General features: G+C 66.7%; 8 protein-coding genes. 2 read left to right on the top strand and 6 right to left on the bottom strand.

The window, feature by feature from the left end; translation table 11 throughout:
* The first annotated feature begins 110 nt into the window (after positions 1-110).
* Positions 111-1,013: a PAC2 family protein gene (locus OCQ_RS10980; RefSeq protein WP_014380025.1), complete on the top strand. Its 903-nt coding sequence runs from the start codon at positions 111-113 to the stop codon at positions 1,011-1,013.
* Between the two features lie 75 nt (positions 1,014-1,088).
* The gene (locus tag OCQ_RS10975; RefSeq protein WP_009953407.1) at positions 1,089-2,534 is read left to right on the top strand and encodes an amino acid permease; all 1,446 of its coding nucleotides are present in this window, start codon (positions 1,089-1,091) and stop codon (positions 2,532-2,534) included.
* On the opposite strand, the gene OCQ_RS10970 is transcribed toward OCQ_RS10975, so the two are convergent.
* The 6 genes from OCQ_RS10970 to pks2 form a co-directional block, all read right to left on the bottom strand.
* Positions 2,531-3,409: an SDR family oxidoreductase gene (locus OCQ_RS10970; protein ID WP_008256256.1), complete on the bottom strand. Its 879-nt coding sequence runs from the start codon at positions 3,407-3,409 to the stop codon at positions 2,531-2,533. The two genes, OCQ_RS10975 and OCQ_RS10970, sit on opposite strands and share 4 nt — an antisense overlap.
* 808 nt (positions 3,410-4,217) lie before the next feature.
* Positions 4,218-5,957, bottom strand: a complete 1,740-nt coding sequence (locus tag OCQ_RS10965; RefSeq protein WP_008256254.1) for an AMP-binding protein — start codon at positions 5,955-5,957, stop codon at positions 4,218-4,220.
* A gap of 2 nt (positions 5,958-5,959) precedes the next feature.
* A complete protein-coding gene (locus OCQ_RS10960) occupies positions 5,960-6,727 on the bottom strand; it encodes a siderophore-interacting protein (RefSeq protein ID WP_029384411.1) in 768 nt (255 codons plus the stop codon).
* 48 nt (positions 6,728-6,775) lie between these two features.
* Positions 6,776-7,105, bottom strand: coding sequence for a hemophore-related protein (locus tag OCQ_RS10955; protein WP_176476793.1), 330 nt, complete (start codon positions 7,103-7,105; stop codon positions 6,776-6,778).
* Positions 7,102-8,400 (bottom strand): cytochrome P450, encoded by a 1,299-nt coding sequence (locus OCQ_RS10950; protein WP_014384588.1) that lies wholly within the window; start codon positions 8,398-8,400, stop codon positions 7,102-7,104. The genes OCQ_RS10955 and OCQ_RS10950 overlap by 4 nt, the downstream gene beginning before the upstream one ends.
* An 18-nt stretch (positions 8,401-8,418) precedes the next feature.
* Positions 8,419-14,769, bottom strand: a complete 6,351-nt coding sequence (gene pks2 / locus OCQ_RS10945; RefSeq protein ID WP_041784962.1) for a sulfolipid-1 biosynthesis phthioceranic/hydroxyphthioceranic acid synthase — start codon at positions 14,767-14,769, stop codon at positions 8,419-8,421.
* Positions 14,770-14,834: the final 65 nt, after the last annotated feature.

Below are 14,834 nucleotides of genomic sequence, written 5' to 3'. Positions count from 1 at the left end.
ATTCACCGCCACCGCGCCCCGAAGATGGGGGCTAGATCCAATTGCCCGACTCCTCATCGAACCGCGCGCGGTCCGCATCGTCGTCGCGCGGAAGGCCGTACGCTAATTCTGTGACCCCGCCCGATGGCCCTCCCTTTGGCCTCCCTAGTGGTAAGGCCGCTCTGCCCGAACTGCATCAGACCATCGTCGTGGCCGCATTCGAGGGCTGGAACGACGCCGGCGACGCGGCCAGCGACGCGCTCGAACACCTCGAGGCCATCTGGGAAGCCGACCCCATCTTGGAGATCGACGACGAGGCGTACTACGACTACCAGGTGAATCGCCCGGTGATCCGGCAGGTGGACGGCGTGACCCGCGAGCTGGTGTGGCCGGCGATGCGGATCTCGCACTGCCGGCCCCCGGGCAGCGACCGCGATGTCGTGCTGATGCACGGGGTCGAACCCAACATGCGCTGGCGCACCTTCTGCGCGGAGTTGGTGGCCATCGCGGACAAGCTCAACGTGGACACCGTGGTGATCCTGGGCGCCCTGCTGGCCGACACCCCGCACACCCGGCCGGTTCCGGTCTCGGGCGCGGCCTACTCCCCCGAGTCGGCGAAGCGCTTCGGCCTTGAGGAGAGCCGCTACGAGGGGCCCACCGGAATCGCCGGGGTGTTTCAGGACGCCTGCGTGGCCGCCGGGATCCCGGCGGTGACGTTCTGGGCGGCCGTGCCGCATTACGTGTCGCAGCCACCGAATCCGAAGGCGACGGTAGCCCTGCTGCGCCGCGTCGAAGACGTGCTCGACATCGAGGTTCCGCTGGCGGACTTGCCGACCGACGCCGAGGAATGGGAGCAGGCGGTCACCGAGATGACCGCCGAGGACGAGGATCTCGCCGAATACGTGCAGTCGCTGGAACAGCGCGGCGACGCCGAGGTCGACATGAACGACGCGCTGGGCAAGATCGACGGCGACGCCCTGGCCGCCGAGTTCGAGCGCTACCTGCGCCGTCGCCGTCCCGGCTTCGGGCGTTAATGACGCGGTCGCCGAACTTGCCGGCGACCGATCAACTACGGAAACATCGCTTCGCACCCACCGATTGGACGTTTCATGCCCTCGTTGCCCGATGACGGCAACCCCAACCCAGGAGCCGGCGACTTCGGCGAAGACGCCGGCTACCGCAAGGGCCTCAAGCCCCGGCAAGTGCAGATGATCGGCATCGGCGGCGCGATCGGCTCCGGGCTGTTCCTGGGCGCGGGCGGTCGGCTGGCCAAGGGCGGCCCCGGGATGTTCCTGGTGTACGCCGTGTGCGGGTTCTTCGTCTTTCTCATCCTGCGGGCGCTGGGCGAGCTGGTCCTGCATCGCCCGTCGTCGGGCTCGTTCGTGTCGTACGCGCGCGAATTCTTCGGCGAGAAGGCCGCTTACGCGATCGGCTGGATGTATTTCCTGGGGTGGTCGATGACGGCCATCGTCGACACCACCGCGATCGCCACCTATCTGCGGCGGTGGACGAGCTTCGAATCGATCCCCCAGTGGGTGTTGGCGCTACTGGCCCTCATCGTCGTGCTGTCGATGAACCTGATCTCGGTGGAATGGTTCGGTGAGCTGGAGTTCTGGGCGGCCCTGATCAAGGTTTTCGCCCTCATCGCCTTCTTGGTCGTGGGCATCATCTTCCTGGCGGGGCGCTATCGGATCGACGGCCACAGCACCGGACTGAGCGTGTGGGCCGACCACGGCGGCATGTTCCCCTCCGGCGTGCTGGCGATGCTGCTGACCACCTCGGGCGTGGTATTCGCCTATGCCGCCGTCGAATTGGTGGGCACGGCCGCCGGGGAGACCGCGGAGCCGGAAAAGGTCATGCCGCGCGCGATCAATTCGGTGATCGCTCGCATCGCGATCTTCTACGTCGGGTCGGTCGCGCTGCTGGCGTTGCTGCTGCCGTACACCTCGTACAAGGCTACCGAAAGCCCTTTTGTCACTTTCTTTTCCACGATCGGCTTCCACGGCGCCGGGGACGTGATGAACGTGGTGGTGCTCACCGCCGCGCTGTCGAGCCTGAATGCGGGGCTGTATTCCACCGGCCGCATCATGCACTCGATGGCCTCCAGTGGCAGCGCCCCCGGCTTCGCGACCCGGATGTCCAAGAACGGGGTGCCCTACGTCGGCATCACGATGGCGGCCGCCATCTGCCTGTTCGGCATTGCCCTGAACGCGGTCAATCCCGGCGAAGCCTTCGAGATCGTGCTCAACATCGTGGCGCCGGGCATCATCGCGTGCTGGGCGACCATCGTGCTGTGTCAGCTGCGCGCCTACCGGATGGCCAAGGCCGGGCTGTTGCAACGGCCCCGGTTTCGCATGCCGTGGGCGCCCTATTCGGGCTATCTCACCCTGGCGTTCTTGGCCGGCGTCCTGGTCATGATGGCCTTCGACAAACAGACCGGCACCTGGACCATCGCCACGGTCGTGGTGGTCATCCCGGCGCTGAGCGCGGGGTGGCTCCTGGTGCGCAACCGGGTGGCGGCCATCGCGTCGCAGCGCGCGGCCCAGACCGGCTAGGACTTGCCAAGTCCCTGGTTATAGGCGCTGGTGGAACGGCCGAGCGCCGCGACCTGGGCGTCCAGTTGGGGTAACAGCTCGGCGGTCGATTTGTGCAGGGGCGCTTCGCCGACCGCGCTGGACAACACCGGCTTGACCCACCGGAACAGGGCCACCCAGCGCGGGCAGTAGACGCGGGTGCGCCGGCGCCGGATGCCCTTGACGAACGCGGCGGCGCATTTGTCGACGGTCGTCGTCTTGTTCAGCGGCCACGGGAAGCTGGCCAGCAGTTGGTTGAACGCGGACAGGTCGGTTTGGGTGTCGCGGACCAGCGCGGTGTCGATCCAGGACATGTGCGCCGAGCCGACCCGCACGCCGTGGCGGGCCACCTCCAGCCGCAGCGCATTGGCGAACATCTCGACGGCGGCCTTGGAGGCGTTGTACGGCGCCAGCCCGGGGCAGGCCGTGTAGGCGGCCAGCGAGGAGACGATCAACACGTAGCCGCGGCGCTCGGTCAGGGCGGGCAAGGCGGCGCGGACCGTGTGAAAGACGCCGAGCACGTTGATGTCGAGGACCCGCTTGAACGCCTCGGGGTCGACTTGGGTCACCGACCCGTAACTCATGATGCCGGCGTTGGCCACGACGACGTCGATGCCGCCGAACCGCTCGACGGCGCGGGCGGCGGCCGCCTGCATCGCCGACAGGTCGCGCACGTCGGCCACCGCGGTCAGCACCCGGTCCTCGCCCAGCTCGTCGGCGAGCGCCGTCAGGTCGGCCTCGTTGAGATCGGTGAGGACGAGCTTGGCGCCCTTGGCGGCCAGCCGGCGCGCGACCTCGGCGCCGATCCCCCGCGCGCCGCCGGTGATGAAAACGACTTGGTCCCGCAGCGATGTCATGGCCGACAACGTACCGCGCTGTGGACCGGAGTGACTGCGGCCGCCCGCGCGGGACGGTCGCCATCGGCCTCGGCGGCGCGGGCCGAGGACGCCGATCGGTCGGTCGAGGCTCTCCGCGGATCACCAGGCGGACGAATTACGCACGAATGGAATTAGCGTCCACGAAATTGATTACAGAAAGCGGGCGGTATTTAGCGCGCGTCTCATAAAGTGTCGCGGGGCGATGGTTATCTCCGCCCACTCTTTGCGGATCGACGAGTCTGTGTAAACACTACGCTAACTTGCCGCCCCCACTACTCTATTCGTTCGCACCTTGCCCGCCGACACCAATGCCGACCGTAGGCTCCGGGCATGACACGCAGTTGCGCATGTCGGCGGGGGCCACGGGATGACAGTCGACAGCTCTGCCCCACCGCCAGTGACCCTTGTAGAAGTCGAATTCGGCCATACCCGATAAGCCACCGGCGCGCGGTGGCCCCGCCAACCCAGCCACCGCGCGCCGGATTTAACAACGCATCCACCCTCGGCCTAGTCGGCTTCAGTAATTGACGGGAGGGATGATGCACAGAAAATCGACTCCATCGAATCTACCCGTGTGGAAATTTGTGTCCCATGCCAGCTTCGGTGACGTGGACACCTATCTCTGGCATCGTCAGGGCAGCAACCTATTCTGCTGGCGCCCGGTGGGAAAGACATGGAATGCGGCGACAAAGAAGAACGTCGCGTAATGACGGGCGTAACCTAATTCGCCGGCTAAAAGACGGAGAAATAAGGCGATCAACGCTGTGTCGGCGGCGTGGGTGGTCCCCTACGCGTTCAAGCGGGCGAACTGACCTTGCCGATACTGCTCGACGCACGCCGAGCGCCGCACCTTGCCACTGGTGGTGATCGGTATCGACCCGGGTGCCACCACAACCAGATCCGCGACGCCGACGCCGTGCGAGTGGGAGACCGCGGAGGTGACGTCACGCTCCACGACGGCGAGCGTGTCCACCGCCTCGGCGCGGGACGCGGCCTTGTTCTTGACTTCGGCGATCACGACGAGCTTTTCCATGCCCTGATGCGGAACCGCAATCGCCGCGCACCGGCCCCGGGTGATCTCCTGGACCGTCGCTTCGATGTCGTCGGGCGAGTGGTTACGCCCGTAGACGATTAGCAGATCCTTGATGCGGCCGATGATGAACAGCTCGCCGTCGAAGAAGAACCCCGAGTCCCCCGTTCGCAACCACGGCGCTTCCGGTGCGCCGGCCGACGGAGCGACAAGCTGACCGCCGAAGGCGCTTTCGGTCTCCTGGGGCTTTAGCCAATAGCCCATGGCGACGTTGTCACCATGCACCCAGATCTCACCGACCGTTCCCTGGGGGCACTCAATCCTGGTGTCGGGATCAACGACACGAATCACCGGAGACCGCGACGCCCCGTAGCTGACCAGTGGTGTGCCGGTTGAACTTTCGCACTGCTGCGCAATCCCGGTGGCCAGTTTCTCGGAGTCGAAGTGGGCGATTTTGGGTGGTTGCGCCGGTGTGCGGGTCAACGCGTACACCGTTGCCTCCGCGAGCCCATAGGCGGGCCGCACCGCTTTGTCGGGCAGATTGAAGCGCGTGAACCGCCCGGTGAAACGCCGCAAGGTCGCCGGATGCACCCGTTCGCTACCACTGAGGATGACCAGTACATCCCCGAGATCCAGTCCGGCCATGTCCTCGTCTGAGGTTTTGCGGGCCGCCAATTCGAAAGCGAAGTTCGGCGACGCGGAAAATGCGTGACTTTCCTTGGCCAGCAATTGCATCCATCGGGCCGGTCGCTGCAGGAACGACACCGGACTCATCAGCACCGTGTGAATACCGCCCAGGACCGGTGCGCACACCCCCAGTACCAAACCCATGTCGTGGTAAAACGGCAGCCACGACACGATGGTCGTATCGGGTGGAGCGACGCCGCCGTACTCCACACAAAAGTCGGACATCACCTGCCCGAAATTGGCCAGCAAGTTCCGATGCGAGACCATGACCCCGGCGGGCTGACGGGTCGACCCGGACGTGTACTGCAAATACGCAAGATCTGCGTGATTCTCGCTCCCGGCGCCGGATCCTGTGCGGGCGTCCAGGCCCAGCAGGTCGACCTCAACCACCGACGGCACGGGCCCGCCGGACTCCGACTTGACATAGTTCGCAACGGTTTCCGCAGCGGCGGACGTGGTGAGGACGACCGTCGGTGACGCATCGCGCAGCACCGAACTGACCCGCTCATCGCTGACGCCACCCAGCGGAACCGAAAGCGGAACCGCGACCCGCCCCGCCTGCAGTGTGCCGAGAAACGCCACGACGTAGTCGAGGCCCTGCGGGGCCATGATGACGGCGCGATCACCCGTCGACCCGCAATCGTGAAGCTGCCGGGCAAGGTTCACCGTTCGCCGCTGCAGCTGAGACCACGTCAGGCTTTCGGCAATTCCGTTCCAGTCCTGCTCGTAGTCAATGAAGGTGAACGCCGTGTCGTTGGGCTGCAAGCTGGCTCGTTCACACAGCAGGTTCGAAATGGACGTCTCAACCATGATCACTCCATGCCGGCTCGGCCGGGGGTCCAAAAGGGTTTGGTGCATATCTGGCGTCGATCCCAGCCACGTTCGGTGGTCAGGATCTTGCGCAAGGTTTGTATGGTGCGGGCCTCGCCGGCGAGGTAGGCGACGCCGGGATGGGCGGGTAGCGGGAGGCTACGTAGGGCATCGGCGAGCACGGCAGAGTCTGCCGCTGGAGCGTCACCGCGCTCGACCCGGGTCAGGGGGGTGGCGAGGGGAAGGTGGTCGGTGTCGGTCGCGGCCTCGACCACGCCGTAAACCTCGGCGGACGGGTGCAGAGAGCGCAGCATCGCGGCGAACGCGACCGACGCGGTTTCTTCGCCGGCGAACACGTGGTAGGGCGCGCCGCGGCGGATGACGAATTTGCCCTGGGGGCGGGTGAACTGGGCCTGGTCTCCGACGGAGGTGGCCGTCGCCCAGCGTCTGGCGGGCGTCGCGTTCTTCGGGTCGCCGTCGTGGTCGACCATCACGATGTCGAGCGCACCGAGGTCGGGGTCGACGTCGTAGATGGAATACGTGCGGAGCACCGGGTACGGGCGCAGCCGAACAACGGAATCACGCAGGTTCGCGACCTGCAGCCGGACATGCTGACCCGGCGTCCAGGTCAGTCCCTGCAGCCGCGGGCCGCTGAACCGGATGCGGCGCATTCTTGGTGTCAGACTTTCGATCTCGCTGACCGTCGCGGAGAGGAAAACAGCGTCTCGCAGCGTGCTGATCAGTGGGAAACGATCGATGAGGGTGGCCACAAAGAACTCCAAAACACTTTCGGTGGTCGACGGTGGGTGCCGGTCTGCTCAGTAGTTGTTGCAGGTGCCGAAGACGCGCTGGACGAGTTCAAACTGCTGGTCGGCCCCCGGCTGGCCGGCCAGCATCTGGGCCATCTGCTGGCGTTGACCCGGCGGCGAAGCGAGGAACTGACGCAAGAAGGCCCCGCTCTCCGGCGAAGAGTTGAATTGTGCGGCGGCTTGCGGATCCGCCGCCTGCAGCGCCGATATCACCTGTCCGTAATTGCAGGTGGTGTTGACGAACGGACTCAGGTCCCGATCGGCGGACGCAAGACCGGCACCGGCGGTCAACGACAATGCGAGGGCGCAAACGCCGACAGCCACTCGGGTCGTGGTCAATTGGACACCTCCTGAACGGATGCGAACTCGAGGTGCAATTCCTTGAGGCGCCTGAACAACAGGGTGCGGTCCCAGTCGAGCCGGCGAGCGCCCGGGGGACCGTGCTCGGCCTCGGAAAGCCGAATGTCGCGCATCCGAGCCAGGATTCGTTCCAGGCTCACCCGCACTTCGGCGCGGGCGATGGGCGCGCCCGGGCACGTGTGAACACCACGGCCGAACGCCATGTGATGCAGTATGTTCGGGCGGCCGAGGCGGAATTCGTCGGGATCGTCGAACCGCCGGGGATCGCGGTTTGCCGCACCGTTCATCACCAGAATGCTGGTACCGGCTCGCACATCGACGTCTCCGATCCTGGTGCTACGCCGCGCCAGGCGGAAGTTCGATTTGATCGGGCTCTCGATGCGCAGCATCTCCTCGATGAAGGCGGGAATCTTTGAATTGTCCTCGCGCAGCTGCTCTTGCAGGTCCGGTCGCTCCGCCAACGTGAGCATCGACAGACTCAGCAGGTCGATCGTCGTGCCGTGGCCCGCGGCGTACATGAAGGTGGCAACGCGGGCGACGTCTAACGCGTCGGGGGTCGTGCCGTCGGGAAACTTTGCCAACGCAAGCTCGGTGAGGACGTCGTCGCGCGGATTGCGCCGCCGTTCCTCGATGTACTCCACGAACCACTCCTCTTTCACGCCGACGAAACCGCTGCGGTCGCCTTCGAGCCTGCTGGCTCTCGCCGCGTGGCGGAATCGCTCACGATCGGCCTCGGGTACGTCCAGCAGGTCGGTGATCGCGTCGAGCGTGAACGGGAAGTTGTAGTCGAAGACGATCTCGCACTTACCCTTTGCGACGAAGCGGTTGAGTTGTTCATCGGCAAGGCGCCACAGGAAGTCCTCGTTGTTCTTGAGCTGTTTCGGCGTGAACAACCGGCTCAACAGCGAGCGGTGCGCGGTGTGCTTCGGTGGATCGAACGTGATGAAGTAGTCGCCGAACGTAACCTTCTTGCGGTGCCGCTCGATCACGTCCGAGATGTCATCGCTGTCGGTTTTGGTCGGAATCCCCGACCATGGCCCGCTGACGATGTTGCATACCGACAGGGCCTGCTCGGTGTCGCGTTGCACCGCGAGGGCCTCGTCGTACCCCGACACCATCACCACACCGTGCGCCGGCTCACGCCATACCGGGCAACGCCGGATCGCGTCGTAGTAGTCGTAGGGGTCGTCGACGAGCGCCTTGTCGGTGAAGAAGTCGAGGTGCTCGGGTCCGCTCGGAGCGGACTTTCCTGTGACCATGTGATCGGAAGCCATGATGAAATCCTTTCCGCCTCACGCCGCGTCCGCGGGCGCCAGCTTTGAGCACAGCAGTTCCGCCAGACCGCGAATGGTGCCAATGCTGGCGATGTCGGCGGGCGTCACGCGTATGCCCGTTTCGGTCTGGATGCGGGTAAGTAGTTCGAGACCGCCCAGCGAGTCGAGTCCGTACTCGGACAGCGGACGGTCGGGGTCAATGTTGCGGCGCAGGATCAGGCTGACCTGGTCGGAGATCAATCGCCGCAGCCGGGTGGGCCACTCGTCCAGGGTCAGCTCTTCGAGCTCGGCGCGCAGTCTGCTTGTGCCCGTGGCGCTTTGCCCGTTGGAGCGGAACGCTTCGGCGAAGGGGCTGCGTTGGGCGAAAGCGGCCAACCACGGTGTGGCCGTTATCGGGGCGTAGCCGGTGCAGGCGCGGTCATGGCGCAGCAGCGCTTCCAATGCATAAGCGCCTTCGTCGGGAGCTATAGCAGCGTCGGCGCGGTCGGCCAAGGCGGTGGCGCGTCCTATCTGCGCCCAGGCGCCCCACGCGATCGCGGTGGCCGGCAGACCTCGAGCCCGGCGCCAACGGGTGAAGGCGTCCAGCCAGCTGTTGGCGGCGGCGTAGGCGCCCTGACCGGGCGAGCCGACCAGCGCGGCGGCCGAGGAGAACGAGCAGAACCAGTCCAATGGCTGCGAAGCGGTCGCGGTGTGCAAATTCCATGCACCGTAAACCTTTGGTGCCCAGTCACGCTCGATGAGCTCGTCGGTGATATTGGTCAGCGTGGCGTCCTCGATCACCGCCGCCAGGTGCAGCACACCGCGCACCGGAAGCCCGGTGGCGGTTGCCGTGGCCACCAATCGCCGGGCCGTCTCGGCCTCGGTGATGTCGCCGCAGTCGACCACGACGTCGGCACCGATCGCGCGGATGCGCTCGATCATCTCCAGCGCCTCGGGAGTTGGTTGCGAGCGCGAGGACAGCACGATACGCCCGCAACCGGCTCCCGAACCGGGAGTAGCCATCTTCTCGGCCAGGAACAGCCCCAAGCCTCCCAGCCCACCGGCGACGATGTAAGCCCCGTCGCTGCGGAAGACCCCGACCTGCGCGGGCGGCACCATCACGCGGCTGCGGCCCGTGCGCGGGACATCGAGCACGAGTTTGCCGGTGTGCTGCGCGCCGCTCATCACCCGAATCGCGGTGGCGGCGTCGGCAAGTGGGTAGTGCGTGCTCTGCGGCATCGGCAACGAGCCGTCCGCGGTGAGCCGGTACACCGTGTTCAGCAGGTCTCGCAGCCTGTCCGGGTGGCTGAATGACATCAACCCCAGGTCGAGGGCGTAGAACGTCAGGTTTCGCCGGAACGGGAAGAGTCCCAACCGGGTGTCACCGTAGATGTCGCGTTTGCCGATTTCGACGAATCGGCCACCGAACGCCAGCAATTCGACGCCCGCGCGCTGGGCGGCGCCGACGACCGAGTTGAGCACGATGTCCACGCCATAGCCGTCGGTGTCGCGACGTATCAGGTCGGCGAACTCCACGCTTCGCGAGTCGTAGACATGCTCAATACCCATGTCGCGCAATAATTGTCGACGTTGCTCGCTGCCCGCGGTGGCGAAGATCTCGGCCTTTGCGGCCCGGGCAATGGCGATTGCCGCCTGTCCAACCCCACCGGTCGCGGAGTGGATCAGCACCCGCTCGCCGGCTTTGATTCGGGCCAGCTCATGCAGGCCGTAATAAGCGGTGGCATGTGCGGTGGTGACCGCCGCCGCCTGGTCGTCGGCAAGGCCGGGCGGCAGCGTGACGGCCAGGCGCGCGTCGCAGGTGAGGAACGTAGCCCAACAACCGTTGGCGCTCAGGCCGCCGACATGATCCCCCACCCGGTGGCCGGTCGCGCCCGGTCCGACCGCGGTCACCACGCCGGCGAAGTCGGTGCCCAGCGCAGGCAGCCGGCCCTCGAAGGCGGGGTAACGGCCGAACGCGACGAGGACGTCGGCGAAGTTGATGCTGGACGCGCTGACGGCGACCTCGATCTCTCCGGGTCCCGGTGGAACGCGGTCGCAGGCAACGAGTTCGAGTGACTCCAGGTCGCCGGGCGTACGGATCTGCAGCCGCATCCCGTCGGACTCGTGGTTGGCGACGGCGGTTTTCCGCTCCTCGGCAAGCAGCGGAGTGGGGCACAACCGCGCGGTGTACCACGCGCCGTTTCGCCAAGCGGTCTCGTCCTCGTCCGAATCGGCGAGCAGTTGCCGTGCCAGCTGCTCGGCGTCGGTAGTTTCGTCCACATCGATCAGACTGGCGCCCAGATGCGGGTGTTCCATGCCGATTACCCGGACCAGGCCCCGCAGCCCGGCCTGCGCGAGGTCGGGCACGTCGTTGGACACCACCGTTTGGGCGTTGCGGGTGACGACGTACAAGCGCGGCGGTTCGCCGGGAACGTCCACCAGCTCGCGGGCAATGCGCGCCAGATGTTGCACGTAGTCCCGGCCCAAAAGCGCACACTGCTCTTCGGATTCACCGTTGTCCGGCCCGGTGAGGATCACCACTGCGGCGAATCCACCGGTACGCAGATGATTTCCGAGCTGACCCACGGTGGAGCTGTGGTCGGCGTGCCGCGGCCAGGACATGGTCGTGCACTGCATCCCGTGGATTTTCAACGCGTCGGCGAGCGAGCTGGCGGCCACGTCCGCGGTGGCGGAAGTGCAAAGCAATAGCCAGCTTCCGGCGTCGGTGCGGTCCGGCTCCGGCAATTCGCGTTGCCGCCATTCGACGGTCAGCAGCCGCTCGGCCAGCACCCGATCTTTGTTGCCGCTCTCGGATGCGCTGGTGCCCACCCGCAGGCCCTGCACGGTGAGCAGGACTGCCCCGTGCTCGTCGAGCACGTCGATGTCGGCCTCGACCCCGGAAGTGTCGGCCTTGGTCACCCGTGTGTAGCAGTAGTGGGCATTGCGGGCGGCGCCGTAGGCGCGGAGTCGACGAATACCCAATACCAACCCCAGCGCGCCGTCGCCCAGGGCCCGGACGTCCGGATGAGCTTCAACGGACTGGAAACAGGCATCCAGCAATGCGGGGTGTACGCCGTAAAGAGCCTGTTGCGAGCGGATTTGGCGGGGCAGCGCCACCTCGGCCAGGACGGTGCCGGGCGCCTCCTTGCCGGTGTGGACGACACCCAAACCGGCGAATGCGGGACCGTACTGAACGCCACGTCGGTCCATGCGCGCGCGCACCTCGTCGCCATCATCGCTACCCGTATGCGCGGCGAGGAGCGCGCACATGTCGTACGCGGGGGGCCGGTCATCCTCTGCGGCACGGAGGATTGCGGCGGCATGCCGCGCCTGTTCGCCGCCCCGATTCGACTCGACGGTGAACTCGACGACGCCCGGTGAGGACAACGACGCCAAGGCGCCGATCGTGGTCTGCTCATCCAGCAGGAGCGCCTGCTCGAACCGGATGTCGCGAACCTCGGCCGTCTCGCCCAGCACGGTGCGCGCGGCGGCCAACGCCATCTCGCAGTACGCGGCTCCCGGGAGCACAACCACATTGCGGATCTGGTGGTCGGCGAGCCACGGCTGCGCGGCGGTGCCGACCTCGGCCTGCCACACGTGGCGCTCGGGCTCCTCCTGCAGGTGCACGTGCGAACCCAGCAGTGGATGCACGGAAACGGTGCAGCCGCCGTGTGTTGGGGATTCCTGGCCGCCGCCGCTCAACCACAGCCGGCGGTGCGTCCAGGTCGGCAGCGGCGCGTCCACCAGCCCCCCACTCGGGTAGAGCACGGAGAAATCGACCGCCGCGCCCGCGCTGTGTAGATCCGCCACAAAACCACGCAGCCCGTGGGGAAGCGATTGTTGACGGCGCATCCCGGCCAGAGCGGCCATCGGCATCTCCCGACCGCGCGCGGTCTGCTCGAGAGCGCGGGTAAGCAGCGGGTGCGGCGCCAGCTCGGCAAAGACCCGGAAGCCGTCCTCCAAAGCGGCCTGCACGGCCGTGGCGAACCGCACCATACGGCGCATGTTGTTCGCCCAATAGCGGGCGTCGCACACGGGCTGCTCGCGCGGGTCGAACAGGGTCGCCGAGTAGTACGGAACCTCCGGTGTCATCGGGCTGATCTCTGCGAGCATCGCGGTCAGCTCGTCCATGATCGGATCGACTTGAGGCGAATGAAAGGCGACGTCCGTGGGGACCTCGCGGGCCATCACATCGCGCTGCTCCCAGGCCGCGACCAGGTCGCGAACCGTTTGGGCGGCACCGGCAATCACGGTGGACTGCGGCGAGGCCACCACCGCCACCACGACGTCGTTGACGCCACGCGCCGTCAGCTCCGAAAGCACTTGCTGGGCGGGCAATTCCACCGATGCTGTGGCACCCGCACCGGCGATGCGGGACATCAGCCGCGAGCGGCGGCAGATCACCCGCGCCCCGTCTTCCAGCGACATCGCACCCGCGACGACAGCTGCCGCGGCCTCGCCGAGGGAGTGCCCGATCACCGCGCCCGGGCGCACTCCATATGCCTTCATCGTGGCCGCCAGCGCGACCTGCAAGGCGAACAGGGTCGGCTGGACACGGTCTTGGCCGGCCACGGTCTGCGGCGCCGACATGGCTGCGATCACCGAGAATCCGGACTCCCGCGCGATCAGCGGTTCGACTTCCGCGACGGTGGCGGCAAACACAGGTTCGGTCGCCAGCAGGTCTGCGCCCATCGCCGCCCATTGCGAACCCTGCCCGGAGAACACCCAAACCGGCCCGCGGTCGTCCTGTCCGACCGCGGGCTGATACGGAGCATCGCCGTCGGCAACCTCGCGCAGCGCCACGACGAGCCCGGCCCGGCTATCCGCGATGACCGCGGTACGTACCGGGCGGTGGACGCGCCGGCGCGCCAGGGTGTAGGCCAGGTCGGGCAACGCCAGATCGTCATGTGCTCGCACCCAGCCGGCCAGCCGGCCGGCCGTGCGGCGCAGTTCATCGGCCGAGGTGGACGACAGCGGAAATATCAGCGGTTCCGTGGTCGACGATTCGGCCTGGGATACAACGGTTTTCAGGGCTTGTTCGGGTGCTTGTTCCACGATGGCGTGCACGTTGGTTCCCGACAGGCCGTACGACGAGACCGCCGCCCGTCGTGGGTGGTCCCCGTTGGTAGTCCACGGCGTAGTCTCAAGGGGCACAAAGAGTTTCGTATCGATCTTGGCCAGGTCATCGGGTAGCCGGGTGAAATGCAGATTCCGGGGAACCACACCGTGCTGCAGCGCCAGGATCGCCTTCATCATCCCGAGGGCTCCGGAGGCCGCCTGCGCATGGCCGAAGTTGGTCTTCACCGACGCCAGCGCGCAGGGCCCCTCGACGCCGTAAACGTCGGCCAGGCTGGCATATTCGATCGGGTCACCCACCGGGGTGCCGGGCCCGTGGGCCTCGACCATGGCAACCGTTCGGGCGTCGACACCCGCGGCGGCCAACGCCGCCTGATACACCGCGGTCTGCGCGGTCTTCGACGGGGTGGCGATATTCACGGTGTGACCGTCCTGATTGGCGGCGGTCCCCCGCACGACGGCCAGAATCCGGTCGCCATCGCGCAGCGCGTCGGACAGCCGCTTGAGTAACAGCAGGACGCTGCCCTCGCCGCCCACGAACCCGTCGGCCGCGACGTCGAAGGCGTGGCAGCGCCCGGTCGGCGACAGCATGCCCTCGGCCGACCCCGCGGCGAATTTCCGCGGGTCCAACGCCAGCGTGGCGCCGCCGGCAAGGGCGAGGTCGCTTTCGCGCTCGTGCAGGCTGCGGCAAGCCAGGTGGATCGCGGTCAGGCCGGAAGAACAGGCGGTGTCCACGGTCAGTGCGGGACCGTGAACCCCCAGGGCGTAGGCGATGCGCCCGGAGGCCAGGCTGAAGTTGCTGCCGGAAAAGCCGTATGCCCCCTCGACGGAGTGCGCGTCGGCGGCCAGCAGTTGGTAGTCACCATGCGTCAATCCCATGAACACGCCGGTGCGCGAGTCGGCGATTCGCTCCCGCGTAAGACCGGCGTGTTCCATGGCCTCCCACGAGGTTTCCAGAAGTATCCGGTGTTGCGGATCCATCGCGGTCGCTTCCCGCTCGTTGATCCCGAAGAACTCGGGATCGAAGCCGGCGACGTCGTCGATGAATGCGCCCCACCGCGAGACCGACCGGCCCGGCACACCCGGCTCGGGATCGTAGTATTCGTCGGCGTCCCAGCGGTCGGGCGGGATCTCGGTAACCAGGTCGTCGCCGCGCAGCAACGCCTCCCACAACTGCTCCGGGGAATCGATGCCTCCCGGTAGCCGGCACGCCATGCCGATCACAGCAATGGGAGTGACAGGTGTGGCGCCGATCGGCGGCGAGTCGGCCGACGGCCAGCGCTGCATGACGTCGTCGATCGGGTAGGTAGTCATTTCGCGCCCTCACAGCAACGACTGAGTTGGCTGCCAGGGTCGTCGTCGAACGGATTGATACTCAC

This window comes from Mycobacterium paraintracellulare (assembly GCF_000276825.1).
Lineage (GTDB): Bacteria > Actinomycetota > Actinomycetes > Mycobacteriales > Mycobacteriaceae > Mycobacterium > Mycobacterium intracellulare.
The sequence above is the reverse complement of the archived record's forward strand: the minus strand, read 5'-3'. Positions and strand labels throughout refer to the sequence as shown.

Coding starts and splice junctions, on each gene's coding strand:
- OCQ_RS10975 (WP_009953407.1), top strand. CDS start 1,089: ATGCCCTCGTTGCCCGATGACGGCAACCCCAACCCAGGAGCCGGCGAC.
- OCQ_RS10970 (WP_008256256.1), bottom strand. CDS start 3,409: ATGACATCGCTGCGGGACCAAGTCGTTTTCATCACCGGCGGCGCGCGG.
- OCQ_RS10965 (WP_008256254.1), bottom strand. CDS start 5,957: ATGGTTGAGACGTCCATTTCGAACCTGCTGTGTGAACGAGCCAGCTTG.
- OCQ_RS10950 (WP_014384588.1), bottom strand. CDS start 8,400: ATGGCTTCCGATCACATGGTCACAGGAAAGTCCGCTCCGAGCGGACCC.
- pks2 (WP_041784962.1), bottom strand. CDS start 14,769: ATGACTACCTACCCGATCGACGACGTCATGCAGCGCTGGCCGTCGGCC.